Annotated in this window: 19 protein-coding genes; 13 read left to right on the forward strand and 6 right to left on the reverse strand. The window is 56.3% G+C overall.

All coding sequences use genetic code 11. The features are described from left to right. Positions 1-62 precede the first annotated feature (62 nt). From fabZ to lpxB, 4 genes are read left to right on the forward strand one after another with little or no spacing between them, the layout of a single operon-like run. A complete protein-coding gene (gene fabZ, locus Q1A43_RS06500; protein ID WP_299921520.1) occupies positions 63-524 on the forward strand; it encodes a 3-hydroxyacyl-ACP dehydratase FabZ in 462 nt (153 codons plus the stop codon). Further along, positions 521-1,306 carry an acyl-ACP--UDP-N-acetylglucosamine O-acyltransferase gene (gene lpxA / locus Q1A43_RS06505; protein WP_299921522.1) on the forward strand — a complete coding sequence of 262 codons (786 nt, stop codon included), beginning with the start codon at positions 521-523 and terminating at the stop codon, positions 1,304-1,306. Before fabZ ends, lpxA begins: the two co-directional genes overlap by 4 nt. Positions 1,307-1,312: 6 nt before the next feature. Further along, on the forward strand, positions 1,313-2,101 hold the full coding sequence (lpxI, locus tag Q1A43_RS06510; protein WP_299933581.1) for a UDP-2,3-diacylglucosamine diphosphatase LpxI: 789 nt from the start codon (positions 1,313-1,315) through the stop codon (positions 2,099-2,101). Next, positions 2,102-3,259 carry a lipid-A-disaccharide synthase gene (gene lpxB, locus Q1A43_RS06515; RefSeq protein WP_299933583.1) on the forward strand — a complete coding sequence of 386 codons (1,158 nt, stop codon included), beginning with the start codon at positions 2,102-2,104 and terminating at the stop codon, positions 3,257-3,259. A gap of 73 nt (positions 3,260-3,332) precedes the next feature. Here the strand turns inward: lpxB and tkt are convergent, their stop codons facing one another. Next, positions 3,333-5,351, reverse strand: coding sequence for a transketolase (gene tkt, locus Q1A43_RS06520; protein WP_299934230.1), 2,019 nt, complete (start codon positions 5,349-5,351; stop codon positions 3,333-3,335). Between the two features lie 237 nt (positions 5,352-5,588). On the opposite strand from tkt, the gene Q1A43_RS06525 reads away from it, so the two are divergent. Both Q1A43_RS06525 and Q1A43_RS06530 read left to right on the forward strand, forming a co-directional pair. Continuing rightward, positions 5,589-6,410, forward strand: a complete 822-nt coding sequence (locus Q1A43_RS06525; RefSeq protein WP_299933584.1) for a hypothetical protein — start codon at positions 5,589-5,591, stop codon at positions 6,408-6,410. Next, positions 6,410-6,808: a cell division protein ZapA gene (locus tag Q1A43_RS06530; RefSeq protein WP_299921531.1), complete on the forward strand. Its 399-nt coding sequence runs from the start codon at positions 6,410-6,412 to the stop codon at positions 6,806-6,808. The genes Q1A43_RS06525 and Q1A43_RS06530 overlap by 1 nt, the downstream gene beginning before the upstream one ends. An 83-nt stretch (positions 6,809-6,891) precedes the next feature. Here Q1A43_RS06530 and grxD read toward each other — a convergent pair whose 3' ends face one another. The 4 genes from grxD to xth form a co-directional block, all read right to left on the reverse strand. After that, a complete protein-coding gene (grxD, locus tag Q1A43_RS06535) occupies positions 6,892-7,254 on the reverse strand; it encodes a Grx4 family monothiol glutaredoxin (RefSeq protein ID WP_299933586.1) in 363 nt (120 codons plus the stop codon). Further along, positions 7,247-7,393, reverse strand: a complete 147-nt coding sequence (locus tag Q1A43_RS06540) for a hypothetical protein (RefSeq protein ID WP_299921535.1) — start codon at positions 7,391-7,393, stop codon at positions 7,247-7,249. The genes grxD and Q1A43_RS06540 overlap by 8 nt, the downstream gene beginning before the upstream one ends. A 4-nt stretch (positions 7,394-7,397) precedes the next feature. After that, the gene (locus Q1A43_RS06545) at positions 7,398-7,634 is read right to left on the reverse strand and encodes a BolA/IbaG family iron-sulfur metabolism protein (RefSeq protein WP_299933588.1); all 237 of its coding nucleotides are present in this window, start codon (positions 7,632-7,634) and stop codon (positions 7,398-7,400) included. A gap of 120 nt (positions 7,635-7,754) precedes the next feature. Further along, on the reverse strand, positions 7,755-8,549 hold the full coding sequence (gene xth, locus Q1A43_RS06550) for an exodeoxyribonuclease III (protein ID WP_299933590.1): 795 nt from the start codon (positions 8,547-8,549) through the stop codon (positions 7,755-7,757). 301 nt (positions 8,550-8,850) lie between these two features. Between xth and Q1A43_RS06555 the strand changes: the two genes are divergently transcribed. From Q1A43_RS06555 to Q1A43_RS06565, 3 genes are all read left to right on the forward strand, one after another. Further along, the gene (locus Q1A43_RS06555) at positions 8,851-9,450 is read left to right on the forward strand and encodes a DUF6749 domain-containing protein (protein ID WP_299933592.1); all 600 of its coding nucleotides are present in this window, start codon (positions 8,851-8,853) and stop codon (positions 9,448-9,450) included. 75 nt (positions 9,451-9,525) lie between these two features. Next, positions 9,526-10,584 carry a hypothetical protein gene (locus Q1A43_RS06560; protein WP_299933594.1) on the forward strand — a complete coding sequence of 353 codons (1,059 nt, stop codon included), beginning with the start codon at positions 9,526-9,528 and terminating at the stop codon, positions 10,582-10,584. Further along, the gene (locus Q1A43_RS06565) at positions 10,581-11,516 is read left to right on the forward strand and encodes a DMT family transporter (protein ID WP_299933596.1); all 936 of its coding nucleotides are present in this window, start codon (positions 10,581-10,583) and stop codon (positions 11,514-11,516) included. Before Q1A43_RS06560 ends, Q1A43_RS06565 begins: the two co-directional genes overlap by 4 nt. Before the next feature lie 14 nt (positions 11,517-11,530). On the opposite strand, the gene Q1A43_RS06570 is transcribed toward Q1A43_RS06565, so the two are convergent. Further along, positions 11,531-11,854 carry an iron-sulfur cluster assembly accessory protein gene (locus tag Q1A43_RS06570; protein ID WP_299921547.1) on the reverse strand — a complete coding sequence of 108 codons (324 nt, stop codon included), beginning with the start codon at positions 11,852-11,854 and terminating at the stop codon, positions 11,531-11,533. 76 nt (positions 11,855-11,930) lie between these two features. Between Q1A43_RS06570 and Q1A43_RS06575 the strand changes: the two genes are divergently transcribed. The 4 genes from Q1A43_RS06575 to argS all read left to right on the forward strand — a co-directional run bounded on the left by Q1A43_RS06575 (position 11,931) and on the right by argS (position 17,448). Beyond that, a complete protein-coding gene (locus Q1A43_RS06575; RefSeq protein ID WP_299933598.1) occupies positions 11,931-13,112 on the forward strand; it encodes a deoxyguanosinetriphosphate triphosphohydrolase in 1,182 nt (393 codons plus the stop codon). Between the two features lie 51 nt (positions 13,113-13,163). After that, complete coding sequence (locus Q1A43_RS06580; protein WP_299933600.1) at positions 13,164-13,784, forward strand: hypothetical protein; 621 nt, start codon at positions 13,164-13,166, stop codon at positions 13,782-13,784. 30 nt (positions 13,785-13,814) lie between these two features. After that, positions 13,815-15,638, forward strand: a complete 1,824-nt coding sequence (locus tag Q1A43_RS06585; protein WP_299933602.1) for a sodium:proton antiporter — start codon at positions 13,815-13,817, stop codon at positions 15,636-15,638. Positions 15,639-15,708: 70 nt separating this feature from the next. Continuing rightward, positions 15,709-17,448, forward strand: coding sequence for an arginine--tRNA ligase (argS, locus tag Q1A43_RS06590; protein WP_299921555.1), 1,740 nt, complete (start codon positions 15,709-15,711; stop codon positions 17,446-17,448). Positions 17,449-17,456 lie beyond the last annotated feature (8 nt).

Genomic DNA, 17,456 nt, shown 5'->3' on the forward strand with positions numbered 1-17,456 from the left:
GACTTGCCCCGACGCCCGGCGATTGGTAGGGAGAGGGCAACAGAAAAACAAAGGCAAGCTTCATGACTGACACGCTGCTGAGCGCTGATATTCAACTGATCCAACGTATTCTTCCGCACCGCTACCCGTTTTTGTTGGTGGACCGCGTCGAAGACATTGACGGTTACACGTCGGGTATCGGCATCAAAAACGTCACCATGAATGAACCGCATTTTCAGGGCCATTTCCCCGGCCTTCCGATCATGCCAGGCGTGACAATTGTCGAAGCTATGGCCCAGACCGCCGCTGTTATGGTGGGTGTGGCAATGGATATGGCCGACAAGGAGATGAAGGTTTACTTTATGTCGATCGACAAATGTAAGTTCCGGCGCAAGGTTGTTCCGGGTGATCAGCTGCGTCTGAACCTGAAAACCGTCCGCGGCAAACCCGGTGCCAAAGTTTGGAAATTCGCCGGTATCGCCGAAGTTGACGGTGAAATGGCGGCGGAATGCGAGTTCACGGCGATGATGGACCTTCCTGCATGAATGCGAAAATTCACCCATCGGCTGTGGTCGAAGACGGTGCGCAGATTGGCGACGGCTGTATCATCGGGCCATTTTGCCATGTTGGCCCCAAGGTTGTGCTTGGCCCTCGGGTTGAACTCAAATCGCATGTGGTGGTGACTGGTCTAACCGAGATTGGTGAAGAAACCATCATTTTCCCATTCGCAGTGATCGGTGAAATCCCTCAGGATTTGAAGTTTGATGGCGAAGACACCCGGCTAGAGATTGGCAAGCGCAATCGCATTCGTGAACATGTGACAATGAACACCGGCACGGCGGGGGGCGGCGGTCTCACCAAGGTTGGGGATGACGGTCTTTTCATGGCGTCGAGCCATGTCGCCCATGACGTTCATGTCGGCAATAACGTGATCCTTGCCAATAACGTCGCGCTGGCCGGGCACTGTGTACTTGAGGATCAGGTCATTGTTGGTGGCCTCTCTGGCGTTCATCAATTTGTGCGTATTGGCCGTGGTGCGATTATCGGCGCGGTGACCATGGTCACAAATGACGTTATTCCTCATGGTCTCGTTCAAGGGCCACGCGGGCAGCTTGATGGTTTGAACCTTGTTGGTTTGAAACGTCGCGGCGTTGCGCGTAGTGACATCACCGCCTTGCGGGCGGCATTTCAGATGTTGGCGCAGGGCGAGGGGGCCTTTCAGGACCGTGCACGCCGATTGGGCGAAGAAACCGACAGCGATTATGTCTCGGAAATCGTGGCCTTTATCCTTGGCGACAGCGACCGATCCTTTTTAACTCCGGGTTAAACACGTATGTTGGCATTGATCGCAGGACGGGGCGCATTGCCAACGGTGGTGGCTGAAACACTGCCGACCCGCCCGATTGTCTGTGCTCTCGAACATGTTGCTCCAACTGATTTGGCACCGGATCATGTCTTTCGGCTCGAAAAGGTTGGTGGCCTGCTGCGCTGGCTCAAGGCGCAGGGGGTGACGCAAATCTGTATGTGTGGCGCGATCCGCCGACCGGAGTTTGAGTGGCGGCAGTTGGATATGGCCACTCTGCTGATGGTGCCGCGCATTTTTCGGGCCTTGCGGCGTGGCGATGACGGCGCATTGCGCATTGTTATTGCGATGTTTGAGGATGCTGGTTTTGAGGTGCTCGCCGCCCATGAGGCCGTGCCGAGCCTTTTGCCAGATGCCGGTGTTCCGACCTTTTCTCAGCCATCGCCCGAGGCCGATCGCTTGGCCCGTATTGGTGATGATGTCAGCGCAGATCAGGCCCGAGACGATCTCGGTCAAGCCTGTATCGTCGCACGAAGCGGCATTCCCGCCCGCGAAGGTGAGGACGGCACCGATGCCATGCTGCGGGCCGCCGGGCAAGAGGTCAAGGGCGGCATTCTTTATAAGGCACCAAAACCCGGCCAGGAACGCCGTGCCGACCTTCCCACAATTGGCCCGGATACGGCGCGCAATGCCGCCGAAGCGGGATTGGCTGGTATTGTGATCGAAGCGGACGGCGTGATGGTGTTGAATTTCGAAGAGACCCTGCGCCGGCTTGATGCCGAAGGCTTGTTTCTTTGGATCAGAGAAAGGCCGGAATAGATGCGGGTGTTCATCACAGCGGGCGAGGCCTCGGGCGACAAGCTTGGCGCAGCGCTGATGCAAGGCCTGCGACAGCTGGTGCCTGACGTCGAGTTCCGCGGCATTGGTGGGACGTTGATGGAGAAAGAGGGCTTGGACAGCCTCTTTCCCATGGATGAGATCAGCGTCATGGGGGTGTCGGAAATTCTCAAGGAATATCGTCATCTCAAGGCGCGTATCCGCGAAACGGCAGATGCAGTGATTGCCGATAAGCCCGATGTTTTGATCACCATTGATTTGCCCGAGTTTTCCTTGCGGGTGAACAAGTTGGTCAAAGAGGTGAGCGATGTTCGCGTGGTGCATTATGTTGCCCCGACGGTGTGGGCGTGGCGTCCTAAGCGCGCGGGCAAAATGGCGCATCATGTGGATCAGGTTTTGGCGCTGCTGCCCTTTGAGCCGCCATACATGCAGGCCGCTGGAATGGATTGTGATTTTGTCGGTCACCCGGTGGTGACGGACCAGATTGCCACCCAAGCCGAGGCCGATGCGTTTCGCGTTAAACACGCAATAAAGGGGCCGATGGCCTTGGTCTTACCTGGGTCGCGAAGGTCAGAAATCGGGCGTTTGATGCCTATTTTCGCGCAAGCGGCGGCGTTGCTGCACGAAAAACGGCCCGACCTGCGATTGGTCCTTCCGGCGGCGGGCAACGTGGTTGACGCGGTCCAAGAAGCGGTGAGCGATTGGCCGGGTGCACCCTTGGTCATCGATCCGCGACAGGACGATGGATCAGACAAGCGGGCGGCATTTCGCGCCGCCGATGTGGCTTTGGCGGCGTCGGGAACAGTGTCTCTTGAGCTTGCTGCGGCGGGCACTCCGATGGTGATCGCCTATGACATGAGCTGGCTCAGCCGTCAGATCATCGGGCGAATGATGCTGGTCGACACGGTGACTTTGGTCAATCTGGTGTCTGAGACTCGCGCCGTACCGGAGTTTATCGGCAAGGATTGTTTGCCGGGGCCTATCGCCGATGCGGTGTTGCACGAGCTTGACGCACCGGGAACCCAACAAGAGGCGATGCGCCTAACCATGGAGCGGCTCGGCCTTGGGGGCGAACATCCGGGACTTCGTGCCGCACGGGCGGTTTTGAATGGGCTGGGGCAGGGCGCAACGCGTCATTGACCCCAAAATCAGACACGACAATAAAAAAAGGCCGCCTAAAGAGGCGGCCTTTTCTTTAACGTCTCTCTTCTGCTTACAGCAAGGATTTAACCTGCTCAGCAACGTTTTCGGCTGTGATGCCGAATTTTTCATAAAGAGTGCCTGCCGGGGCGGAGGCACCAAAGCCGTCCATACCCACAAAGGCCGACTTCTTGGCATTGCCACGCTCACCACAAAGCCAGCGATCCCAACCCATACGGTTTGCGGCTTCGACGGCAACACGCACCGGACCGGCAGGGGGCAGAACACGACGACGATAGCTTTCGTCCTGCTGTTCAAACAGCTCCCAGCACGGCATGGACACCACGCGGGTGCCAATACCTTCGGCCTGAAGCAGATCACGCGCAGCAAGGGCGATTTCAACTTCGGAACCGGTCGCCATGATGATCGCCTGACGCTTGCCCTCGGCCTCGGCCAGAACATAGGCTCCTTTTTCGACAAGGTTGGCGTTCTTGTGCTCTTTGCGAACCGTCGGCAAGCCCTGACGGGTCAAGGATAGAACCGACGGCGTGCCGGTCTGACGCATGGCAACTTCCCAGGCTTCGGCGGTTTCAACCGTATCACATGGGCGGAAGACCAAAGTGTTTGGCGTGGCGCGCGAAATCGCCAGATGTTCCACCGGCTGGTGGGTTGGGCCATCTTCGCCAAGGCCGATGCTGTCATGGGTCATGACAAACACGGTTGGAACCTTCATCAGGGCCGCCAAACGCATCGCAGGGCGGGCGTAATCGGTAAAGGCCATGAAGGTGCCGGAATAGGGGCGAATGCCGCCATGCAGCGCCATGCCGTTCATTGCCGACGACATGCCATGTTCCCGAATACCCCAATAGACATAACGACCTTTGCGGTTGTCGGTGTCAAAGGTGCCAAGATCTGCGGTCAGGGTGTTGTTGGACCCGGTCAGGTCAGCAGAGCCGCCACAGGTTTCGGGCATGATTGGGTTGATCACGCTCAGCGCCATTTCAGACGATTTACGAGTGGCCACTTTGGGCTGCTCTTCGCTGATCTGTTTCTTCAGCGCTTTGACAACGGCCGAAAGTTTCTTGGGCGCGCCACCGGTCATCACACGTTCGAATTCGGTTTGACGGGCGGTGGACACTTCGGCCAGACGCGCTTCCCATGCTTCGCGTTCGGATGCACCACGAGTGCCAACCTCTTCCCACCAGGATTTGATCTCGGCAGGAATGTCGAACACGCCGGCGTCCCAGCCCCAATTGGCTTTGGCCGCAACGTTCTGCTCTTCGTTGGTCAATGCGCCGTGACCTTTGGACGTGTCTTGCGCGGCGTGGCCCAAAGCGATGTGGGTTTTGCAAGCGATCATCGATGGTTTGCCGGCCTTTTTGGCGGCGATGATGGCGGCGTCGATGGCAATAGGATCATGGCCGTCGATTTCCTGAACATGCCAGCCAGACGCCTTAAAGCGCTGAACCTGATCTGTACGATCAGAGAGAGACACTTTGCCGTCGATGGTGATGTCGTTGTTGTCCCAGAAGACAATCAGGTTGCCAAGCTCATAGCGACCCGCAAGGGCGATGGCTTCTTGGCTCACACCTTCCATGAGGCAACCGTCACCGGCGATGACATAGGTGTGGTGATCAACGATTTTCTTGGAGAAACGACCGCGCAGCATTTCTTCGGCCATGGCAAAGCCAACCGAGTTTGCAATACCCTGACCCAAGGGGCCGGTGGTGGTTTCAACAGCCTTGAGAAGGAAGTTTTCCGGGTGACCGGCGGTTTTCGCGCCCCACTGACGGAAATTCTTGATCTCGTCTAAGGTAACCTCGGGGTCGCCACAGAGATAAAGCAGCGAATAGATCAGCATCGAGCCGTGGCCTGCCGACAGGATAAACCGGTCACGGTCATGCCATTCGGGGTTTTTCGCGTCAAACTTGAGGTGCTTTGAAAACAGCACGGTTGCCACGTCGGCCATGCCAATCGGCATACCTGTGTGACCGGAGTTTGCAGCAGCAACCCCATCCAGTGCGAGGGCACGGATAGCAGTTGCACGCATCCAATGTTCGGGATTGCTTGTACGGAGCTCTTGGATATCCACCGGGTTCGATCCTTTGGCCAGATAGGGGATTGCGCGCTCAATAACAGCGTTGGGGCAAAGTGCAAGCATGCCTGTCATGTGGTGATGTGGACAAACAGGCCTATTTCCGCCTAAGACATTGGAATTAATAGGGGGCGCTTTTTCCGTAAGCGCTTGTTAAACTTTTTGCCAAGCGAGCCAAAGCGCGATTCGTTTGTGATAGCGCTAAAAAGGGCTCAAAGCAGGCTAGGGGGTAGGATGACCCAAATCGATGAATTGCACGGCCGGATTACGCGGGCGTTAGAGCGGATTTCGCAACAGGTTGAGGGCTATACGGCCCCCGTGGCCGAAGCGGACCCGGAGGCGGCCAACAAGCTTGTTGAGCTTGAGGCGGCCTTGGTTGCTGCCCAAGAGGATGCGAAGGCGGCTCAGATTGAGGCCAATGTCTCTCGCGAAGCGGCGGCGGTTGAGGCTGAAAAGCTAAGGGTCGCACAAGATGAATCGGCGGTTTTGACGGAACAATTGGCCGCAGCAAAAGAAGCGGCCGAAGTGGTGCAAGCGGCAGTGGTTAAAACGGAGGCAGAAGACGCCACCGGGGACCCCGTCGAACCCCCCGTCGAAGAACCGGTTGCCGCGCCCGTAGTGGCCGCCGTTGATAGCGCTGAACTTGAAGCCCTACGCGAAGAGCTGGAAGACGAGAAGATCGCCAATGCTCAGCTTCAGGAGCGGCTTAACGTTTTGACTGCCCGCCAGTCCGAAGCGAGTTCCGAACCAAGTGGCGATGGCGGCAATGATGCGGCGCTTGAACAGCAATTGCTAGCTCAACGCGAGAGCATGGCGCAGTTGGACGGTGAGCTACAGCGTTTGCGCAGCTCAAACGCAGCGCTTGAGGAAACCGTTTCCGCGTTGCGCGAGGCCAATGCCCAAGGGGTTGGTGAACCGCATTTGATCAACAAGGCGATGCTGGCCGAGCTGGAAAGCCTGCGGGCGACGCAGGCCGCCGAAGCCGCCGAAACCAATGCCGTTCTGGCGGCGATGGAGCCGCTTTTGGCCGAAGCCGCCGGTGAGGAGAACGCGTAATGTCTCAGATCGAAGTTGAAATCATCATCGGTGGCCGGTCGTTTGAAGTTGCTTGCCAAGAAGGCGAACAACAGTATTTGCAATCCGCTGCCAAATTGCTTGATGCAGAGGCCGCTGTTTTGGTAGGTCAGATTGGTCGGATGCCAGAGCCACGCATGTTGTTGATGTCGGGCCTGATGTTGGCGGATAAAACCGCCGGGCTTGAGGAAAAACTGCGCGAAGCCGAGGACAAGATGGCGGCCATTCAGTCCGAATTGGATGAACTCAAAAGCGCGCCCCCACCGATGCCCGAAAAAGTCGAGGTTCCGGTGATCCCGTCGAACGTTTCCGATGGATTGGCAGAACTCGCCGCGCAAGCCGAGGCCGTGGCCAGTTCGGTGGAAGAAAAGCTGGCCTAACTGCCAGGCTTGTTGGTCTGATCTCTAAAACAAAAAAGCGCCCCAAATGCGGGGCGCTTTTCTTTTTGGTCTGTCACTAACCCTTAGGCGTTGGCTTCGCGGATTTTGTCAGCCGCTTCCTTGTTATAGGCAAGGCCATTGTCATCCAGAAGCGTGTCCAGCTCACCAGACAGAGCCATCTCAGTAATGATGTCGCAACCGCCAACAAATTCACCTTTGACATAGAGCTGGGGAATAGTCGGCCAGTCGGAATAGTCTTTGATGCCCTGACGGATGTCTTCGTCGGCGAGAACGTTCACATCGGTATATTCCAGACCCATGTAGTTCAAAACACCGGCGACACGGCTGGAAAAGCCACACTGCGGCATATCCTTGGTGCCCTTCATATAAAGAACAACGTCATTGGCTTTGACGGTTTCATCAATTCTGGCTTTTGCATCAGTCATCTTGGTTTTCCTCTTCAAGTCGCCTTTGGCGATCCTTGCGAATATAGGGCATTATGGATCCGTAGGTGATAACCCCGACAATCGCCAAACTGGCCAGAACCGGCCAAACACTATCGAGATAAGTCATCACGCTGGACATCGGATTATTCCGGGGCTTTGGTGGTTAGGGCCAGCGCGTGCAATTCACCGGCTGCGCCATCCATCTTGCCCTTGAGCGCGGCATAAACGGCACGCTGTTGCTGAACACGGTTTTTGCCACGAAAGCTTTCGTCGACGACCATGGCAGACATATGAACACCGTCTTCGCCAGCAACCTGAATTTCCGCATCAGGAAAGCTTTCGCGCAGCAGGTCTTCGATTTCTTGGGCATGCATCGGCATTGAGCATGGGCCTCCGGTTTGTTTCGCTTTCCTGACAGAAGTAGTGCGATGTGCCCCGATGCGCAAGGCGCACAAGGGGCGGGGCCGCCCTCAATTGGTCGCGGATTGCGACGTGGCCGTTTAAATGTCGAGCTCAACCCAGACCGGAACATGGTCAGAAGGCTTTTCACGGCCGCGAATGGCGCTGTCAATCTTGCACTCAACAAGCATGTCCGCAGCCTGAGGTGTCAAAAGGAAATGGTCGATACGGATGCCATTGTTGCGCTGCCAAGCGCCGGCTTGATAATCCCAAAAACTATAGTGCTCTGGTCCTTGGGTGCGGGCGCGGAATGCCTCGGTAAAGCCAAGGTTCAGGATGCGACGAAAGGCGGTGAGGGTTTCGGGGCGAAACAAGGCGTCCTCGGTCCAATCTTGCGGGCGGGCGGCGTCTTCGGATTGAGGGATGACATTATAGTCCCCGGCCATAAGCGCGGGCATTTCATCATCCAGCAACTGTTGGGCCCGCGCCTCAAGGCGTTTCATCCAGTTCAACTTGTAATCATATTTTGGACCGGGGCAGGGGTTGCCGTTGGGCAAATACAATCCGCAAAGCCGGATCGCCTCGCGTTCACCCATAACCGTGGCTTCGATCCAGCGGGCTTGTTCGTCTGATTCGTCATCTTCGTTAAGGTTGGGAAGGCCGCGGGTGACGTCCTCTAGCGGCAGTTTGCTCAGAATCGCAACACCGTTGAAGCTCTTCTGCCCATGGGTTTCCACATTATAACCGCGATCTTCAAACTCTTGACGCGGAAACGCTTCATCAACTGACTTGATTTCCTGCAGCAGTGCCACATCTGGCTGCGCGTCGTCCAGCCAATCGAGAAGCGCGGGAAGCCGCGCCTTGATACCATTGATGTTAAACGTGGCGATTTTCATGCGCGCTCTCCCTTTGTCTTTCTATCGCTGAAAGCGGGGGGCGGGTGCAAGGAATCAATGCGATTCGGAACCTGTAAAATTTGCAAATAAGTGTTGCATTGCAAAGTTTATACTTATCCACAAGAAAAGCAAAAATGTGGACAACTTTTATAAATGTTTTCTGAGAGTTAGCTGAAAGGCGAAGCTCATGTGGATAACTGATTTTGAGCACAACCTTAACGGGAATTAACTATTATGCAAACGCGGTAAGGTGGCAGCTTTGGGGGGCAAAAACACGCAACTCTCAAAACGGAGAATTCCAATGTCAGCTCAACACAAGCACATGATTTCTGAACAAACTGTTTCCAAAGCTGAAACAAGTGCGTTTACCGGCGATGCAACTGAGATGTTTACGTCTTGGTCTGGCCCTGCGGATGGTCACATTGATGCCGGCGACGCGGTCGAGATGTTCACATCCTGGTCCGGTCCTGCGGCGGGCAACACCGATTCCGGTGACGCCGTCGAAATGTTCACATCCTGGTCCGGCCCAACAGCAGGCAACACAGACGCAGGTGACGCCGTTGAAATGTTCACGTCTTGGAGCGGTCCTGCAAGCGGAAACACAGATGCCGGTGACAACGTAGAGATGTTTACCTCGTGGTCTGGCCCATCCGCAGGCAACACAGACGCCGGCGATGCGGTTGAAATGTTTACGTCTTGGAGCGGTCCGGCAGACGGCAACACCGAAGCGGGTGACAATGTTGAGATGTTCACATCTTGGTCCGGCCCTGCTGGCGGCAATTCCGATGCCGGTGACAGCGTTGAAATGTTCACGTCCTGGAGCGGCCCCGTTGGTGACAGCACCGAAGCCGGTGACAATGTCGAAGCGTTCACATCCTGGTCCGGCCCGGTCACTGCCTAATCTCTAGGCCAAAGGCTTCAGAATCCGGGTAGGGCGTTTGCTGCTCTGCCTCTCAGAACAAGAGGAGTTCTTATCATGACAAATGTCGTCGCGCTCAACGTACCGACCCGGATTCTGCCTCTGGAGGCGCGGGTTGCCGCGCTTCTGGGCTGCTTTTCCCAATCCCGCCGCATCGGAGAGGATGTGTTTTGGCTCAAGGAAAACGCGGAACTTTTGAATATTCTGGAATGCACCGGCCAACCGGTGTCCTCCCAGTCCCTTCAGGTTTACGAAGGATTTTACGAACAGGCCGAAAAACGGCTGCAATTCTTCCCACAATATTACCGCTTTTTGCTGTCTCTTGCCCTAGACCTTGAGGATCTGGGAATGCCGGGAGACAAAGCACAACGTATGGTGGATTTTGCCAAATCCGAACGCTTGCCCATGGCAGAGCTGTCCGATTTGCAACGTGCCGAGGCGCGCCGCCTGATGATTCGACGTGGGGTTGAATCGGTCAAAGATGCCGGTTTGGATGATAGATTGCGCAATTTTGCGGCAAGAACGCGTACTTTTACGCTTCCCAACAAGAAAGCTGCGTATGAATTGACACATATTTCATTCTACCTGAGCGAGTATGGTCGACGTGACCCGAAACTTAGCGTAGAAGGAAAGCTAAGCTTGCATTTCGCCGGACTGACCGCCTTTTTGGATCAAAACGCTGATTTGCTGGCCGAGGTTTGTATTGCTCTGCGCTATGCGAGTGTGGTTCCGCCCACAATTTGGACGGATTGGCTCGAGGGCGAAACAGTGGGATTTGAGATCGACGAGGGGGACCATGTGCCGCTGAACGATGATTACCATGAGTTCCTCGTCTGCAACTGGCATCAAGCCGTTGCAGGGTCCTCGATCTTCCGCAAGTCATTTGGTGGCGGACGGATGCGTTTTGATCGCCATCAACGTCCAACTGCGTTGCGCGAAATCAGTCAGGTGATGTTGTCGCTTGATGATGCGCGCAGCACCGATTGGGAAGTCATGCGCCATCGTATGGCCCCGCAGCTTTCGCCAGAAGCCCGTGACGTTCTTGATATTGCTGCCGAAAGCAGTTCAGACTTTGGTGCTTTTTTCGAAGGGTTCGCCCGGGCAGGTCGGGCATGAAGGCGACAACACTCGGCGCTCTGTTGGTCATTGTATATACAGGTATGATGGCCGCCGCAGATGGGATCACCAAATTCATCGCTGGTGGCTATGAGGCCCCGCAACTCTTTGCCCTGTCCTCGGCGCTTGTGGTGTTGATGGCAGCGGGCGCGGCCCGAACAACCGGCGGTGGGACGTTGAAAATCAGCTCGATCAAGGCCATGGTCGCGCGGTCCGCACTAACCGTCATTGCCTCGCTGGCGTTTTTCAAAGCCTTCCTGCTCTTGCCTTTCGCAGACGTCTTTTTGTTCATTGGCCTGATGCCTTTGATCGCGGCGGCGATGTCTGGCCCGATGTTGGGCGAAAGCCCGCGCCCCTTGGCTTGGGTCGCCCTAAGCATAGGTGCCTGTGGCGTGTTTTTCCTGACCCCAGGCGGTGTGAGCGGTGCACAAGAGGGTCATGCCTGGGCGTTTCTAGCGGCGCTCACCGGAACGGCGTCGATGTTGCTGGCGCGGGTCATTGCCAAGGTGGAGCGCGCGCCCCTGGCGCAAGTGTTCTGGCCCAATTTGGCACTGATGGTTGCCATGGGCGTGGCTTTGCCCTTTGTCTGGCGGCCAATGACATTGGTCGATGCCGGTTGGATCATGGGCTATGCGGTGTTCTTGTTCGGCGCCCGCTATGTGGTTGCGGAAGCATTGCGTTTGCTTCCGGCCTATGTGGCGACACCGCTGATGAACCTTCAATTTGTGTGGATGGTTGCCATCGGCATGGTGGCCTTCAACGAGTTCCCCGGAACCGGAACGATATTAGGTGTCATGCTGGTTATCGCATCGGGTCTTTGGCTGGTGGTCGAAGAAAGCCTGGTGCGTAGAAAACTCGCACTGCAAAACGCGTCGGAGCAATCCGGCGCGTCACCGTCTTTGGGTAAGGCACGAATTTACCCGGCTGAATAGAAGTAAGGCGCTGATTACATAGAGAAAGATGTGCCGCAGCCGCAAGAGCTGCTGGCATTTGGGTTTTCTATGGTAAAGCGCGCACCGATCAACTCGTCGCTGAAATCAATCGTCGCGCCGGCCAGAAATGGCAGCGATACAGGGTCAACAACGACCTTTTCGCCATCGGCCTCAAGGACAAGATCATCGCGAGCAGGCTCGTCCAGCTTAATCTCATACTGAAATCCACTGCATCCGCCGCCCTCAACCGCGACCCGCAAGGCCATGCCGTCGCCTGCGGCACCGATCTCGGAGAGGCGCTCATAGGCGCGGGGGGTCACTACTGGTGGCAATTGCATTGCAATCCTCGTGGTTTATCTCGGGCGTTGAATGCAATATATGGCGGCTTGGGACAAGCGACAAGGAGCGCCCGCCATGCGCGCAACATTTGCCTGCGATCCAAATCGGGTCCGGGGACGTCTATATGCCGAGGAAGAGAGCGCTCATCGCTCATGTTTTCAACGGGATCGCGACCGGATTATCCATTGTTCGGCCTTCCGCCGGTTGAAACATAAAACCCAAGTTTTTGTGGAACATGAGGGCGATTTTTATCGCACGCGCCTAACCCATTCGATCGAAGTGGCGCAAGTAGCGCGCACAATCGCCAATGCTTTGGACCTGAATACGGACCTTACCGAAGCCGTTGCCTTGGCTCACGATCTTGGGCACACGCCCTTTGGGCATACCGGCGAAGATGCTTTGGCGCTTTTGATGGAACCCTATGGTGGCTTTGATCACAATGCCCAAACCTTGCGGATCGTAACCTCGCTCGAACGGCATTATGCCGAATTTGATGGGCTGAACCTGACATGGGACACGCTTGAGGGGATTGCCAAACACAACGGCCCGGTTGAAGGCGACATTCCCTATGCTTTGTCCGAATACAACGCCTTGCACGATCTGGAGTTACATACTCATGCCAGTGCCGAAGCACAGGTTGCTGCATTGTCCGATGATGTTGCCTACAACAACCATGACTTGCATGACGGCTTGCGGGCCGGGCTCTTTACAGAAGAGCAAATTATGGAATTGCCAATTGTTGCAGACGCTTATGGCGAGGTCGACGGAACCTTTCCGAACCTAGATGCCTATCGGCGGCGCCACGAGGCCTTGCGCCGGGTATTTGGCGTCATGGTGACGGATGTTTTGACAGAATCTCGATCAAGATTACATGCGTCGGGGTGTAAAACTGCGCAGGACATTCGCGAATTGGGGCGACCTGTCATTGCCTTTTCTGATGGGATGTGGAGCAAGTTGAAAGAAATTCGGAAGTTTCTGTTTTCAAACATGTATCGCGCGCCCTCTGTGATGGAGCAACGCCGTCGTGTGACCATTGCGCTGAATGATTTGTTTCCTGCCTTTATGGCGGATCCATCTATGCTTCCGGACCGTTGGCGCGGCGATACAGCAGCCATTGAGGATGAGACAAGCCGGGCCCGTTTGGTGGCTGATTACATCGCTGGTATGACTGATCGCTTTGCCTTGCAACAACATGCCGACTTGACGGGAACCCATGTTCTTGATCGTGATGGTCAAAGCGCTCTTCCCCCCGGTTAACCTTTGTGTCACATACATCCAAATCAATTTGAGGTAGAGTGAGTGTTAGGGGTGTCACGCTTTCAAAACAAAGTGGCCGTGGTGGCTGGGGCCGAACACCCTTTGGGCGCGGCGCTTTGTACACGATTGGCGGGGTTTGGGGCGACGGTTGTTGCGATAGGCGTTGATGATTTGGCGCTGCGCGCCCTAGCAAGTCGACATCCCAGCAAGATCGAACCTTTGGCCATGCATTCGGGGTGGCGTGACATCTTGCGGTTGCTCAAAGATGCTTGGGAAGAGCAGCCCGTTAACATTTATATAGATGTGTTGCCCTTGATGGAGGGAACGGCTCGGGGCCAACGGCCTGACACCTTTGCCCGGAGCACCGGCCTGACGGCGGCGCTCAAAGACGGCATGGTCGCCGGTCGCACTTTGGGCGTCATCACTATTCCTGAGCCAAAGGATAGCAAAGAAGATAGTACCAACCGCACAGGCTATGAAGCTTTGTTGCAGCGGTTTTCTACTGAAAACAAACCGGTTCGCATGCTGGGTGTTGGGCTGCCTCAACATAACCGAGATTGGACACGTGAGCAGCTTGTCTCGGCCACGGATACTATTTTGATGCTCTGTCATCCGGTGTCGCGTGGCGTCAAATCGGGGATGGTGATCGACTGGGCGCTTGAGCTGCGCTAAGCATTAACGCGAACAACGACAGGGCAGAGCATGGCGGTTTCCTCAGGTACGGGTCTTGACCCGGTGGTGGCATTGGCGCTGGTTGGCGTTTTAGGGGTTGGTAGCCAATGGCTTGCGTGGCGTCTGCGGCTTCCGGCGATTGTCTTGATGCTCGCTGCGGGTTTGGCGGTTGGTCCGGGTCTGGGTGTTTTGAACCCGGCGGAGCAATTTGGCGATATGTTGCAACCCATGGTCGCCATTGCCGTGGCGATTATCCTGTTCGAAGGCGGCATGGTCTTGAACCTTCATAGCCTCTCGGATGCTGCCAAAGGTGTGCGCCGATTGGTCATCGTTGGCGCGCCGCTTGGGTGGTTGGCCTCAACGCTGGTCCTGCATTACGTTGCCGGTTTGGGCTGGGCTTCCTCGGCGGTGTTTGGCGGTATCATGATCGTCACGGGTCCTACCGTGATTGCGCCGTTGTTACGCCAAGCACGATTACAAAAACGCCCCGCCGCCTTATTGCAGTGGGAGGCCATCGTCAACGATCCGGTTGGTGCTTTGGCGGCGGTTCTGGCCTTTGAAGTTGTTGTTGTTCTAAACACGGCTGAAAGCGCCGGACATGCGGTGCAACAGCTGGTCCTGGGTATCGGTTTTGCCAGTGTTCTGGGTGTTTTGGGTGGCTGGGGGATAGCCAATTCTTTCCGGCGCGGCTGGGTGCCGGAGTACATGAAGATCCCGGTGCTCTTTGTTGTTCTTATTGCCGTTTTTGCGGCCTCCGACGCCGTGTTGCACGAAAGCGGATTGTTGGCGGTGACCATTATGGGCCTATGGATTGCCAATTCGGACCTGCCAAGCTACGTCGAGCTGCGCCGTTTCAAGGAGCACGCCACCGTCCTTTTGGTCTCGGGCGTTTTCATCCTTTTGTCGGCGAATATGAGCGCGGCAACACTGGCGGCGCTGGATTGGCGCGCGGCTTTGTTCGTCTTGGCGGTTATCTTTATCGCCCGACCTTTACCGGTTTTGGCTGCTTTGGCCTTTACCAATGTCCCATGGAAAGAGCGGCTTTTGGTGGCGATGACCGGCCCGCGCGGCGTGGTTTTGGTGGCTGTCGCCGGGTTATTCGGTGAACGATTGGCGGAACTCGGTATCGTCGACGGCGCACGGATTGCACCACTGGCGTTTGCCTTGGTTTTGGCGACTGTGGTTCTGCATGGCTTCACCCTCACTCCTGTGGCGCGGGCCTTGGGCCTAACGGCGGGCACCACGCCGGGGGTCTTGATCTTGGGTGGATCGCGTTGGTCGGTTGCCTTGGCACAGGCCCTCGAAAAGCTCGACCTTCAGGTCTTGTTAGCCGATCCCAATCACGCCCATTTGCGCAGCGCTCGCGAGGCGGGGGTGCCGGTCTACTATGGCGACATCCTATCTGAGGCCGCCGAAGATCGGTTGGATTTGGTGGCTTTTGATATGTTGATAAGCGCCACGGACAACGATGCCTACAACACGCTTGTGGCCACCGACCTTGCCCCGGAATTTGGCCGCTCCAACGTTTTCCAACTGCGACGTGTCCGCGAAACCAGTTCCCGCCATGCCCTACCGGTAACCTTGGGTGGGCGCGCCATTTGCGGTGATGAGACCTTCTTTGAACTCAATGCCAAAATGGCCGAAGGCTGGGTGTTCCGCACCACCAATTTGACCGAAGAATTCAGCGCCGATGATTGGCGGGCCGAACATCCCGATGCGATCCCGGTGGCGGTTCTAGGCAAGGGCGGTGGCCTGCGCCTGCTTGGTCCCAAAGATACCTTGCGTGATGTCACTGGGGCGCAAGTGCTGGCATTTGGTCCACCACGACCGGATTTAGCAAACGGTCAGGCCTGACACCCAAAAACCAGCCATTTGACCCCGCCGCCAGTCATGATAGAGCAGCCCCAAGTTTCGGAGCCGATAGATGAACCTCTTTACAGATATTCGCGAGCTGGTGCTCGCTTCGATCAATGCGATGCAAGCCGAGGGTGCGCTGCCTACGGACCTCAACCTCGCCCCGGTGACGGTTGAGCCACCTCGCGATGCGGCCCATGGTGACATGGCGACCAATGCCGCGATGGTGTTGGCCAAACCCGCCAAACAAAAGCCGCGCGACATTGCCGAGGCTTTGGCCGCGAAACTGGTCGAGGATGACCGGATCGCCAGCGCCGATGTGGCCGGACCGGGCTTTTTGAACCTGCGTCTTGCGACGTCGATCTGGCAGGGGGTTCCAAAGGCAATCTTGACCTCGGGCACGGATTTTGGCCGCTCATCCATGGGCCACGGTAAAAAGGTCAACGTCGAATACGTCTCGGCCAACCCGACCGGTCCGATGCATGTGGGCCACGCCCGCGGCGCGATTGTTGGCGATGCCATGGCGTCTTTGTTGGATTTTGCCGGCTACGATGTGACCCGCGAATACTACATCAACGATGGTGGAGCGCAGGTCGATGTTTTGGCGCGCTCGGTTTACCTCCGCTACCTTGAGGCCCACGGCCAAGAGGTTGAATTCGTGGACGGAACCTATCCGGGCGATTATCTCGTTCCGGTTGGTCAGGCGCTCAAAGACAAGGTTGGTGATGCCTATTTGAACCAACCCGAAGATGTCTGGCTGGCGGATGTGCGCGTCTATGCGACCGATGCGATGATGGAGTTGATCCGCGCCGATCTCAAAGCCTTGGGCGTCGAGATGGATCATTTCTTTTCTGAAAAAGCGCTTTATGGCACCGGCAAGATTGAAGCTGCCATCGATAGTTTGCGCGACAAGGATCTGATCTATCGCGGTGTATTGGAGCCGCCAAAGGGCAAAAAGCCCGAAGACTGGGAACCGCGCGAACAGACATTGTTCAAATCGACTGAACATGGCGACGATGTTGACCGTCCGATCCAGAAATCGGATGGGGCTTGGACCTATTTCGCACCTGATATCGCCTATCACTACGACAAGGTTGAGCGTGGTTTTGACCTGCTGATCGACATCTTTGGGGCCGATCACGGTGGCTATGTCAAACGGATGAAGGCGGCTGTTTCGGCGCTGTCCGGCGGCACGGTTCCGCTCGATATCAAGCTGATCCAATTGGTGAAGCTTTTCAAAAATGGTGAACCGTTCAAAATGTCGAAGCGGGCAGGGACCTTTATCACCCTGCGTGATCTGGTCGATATGGTCGGGGCCGATGTGGCGCGATTCCATATGTTGACCCGCAAATCGGATGCGGCGCTGGATTTTGATTTCGATAAAGTGGTCGAGCAAAGCAGCGAAAACCCAGTGTTTTACGTGCAGTACGCCCATTCGCGTATTTGTTCGGTGCTGCGCAACGCCGCCGAACAAGGCGTTGCAACCGATGACGCGACATTGGCCGCGGTCGATCAAACCAACCTGCATCCGGCTGAAATCGCCTTGATCGCTAAGCTGGCGGATTGGCCGCGTCAGGTCGAAATTGCTGCGCGTGTTCATGAGCCGCACCGCATCGCGACGTACCTCCAAGAACTCGCCTCGGATTTGCATGGGCACTACAACCGCGGCAACAAAGAAACCGAACTGCGCTTTTTGCAGGATGACTCCAATGTCACACTGACCAAAATTGCGCTGGCGCGGGCCGTGGCAGTTGTTATTTCCGCTGGTCTTGGTATCTTGGGCGTAACCCCGGCAACAGAAATGCGCTAAAAGACGCA

Source organism: uncultured Pelagimonas sp., assembly GCF_947498515.1.
Taxonomy (GTDB): Bacteria; Pseudomonadota; Alphaproteobacteria; order Rhodobacterales; family Rhodobacteraceae; genus Pelagimonas.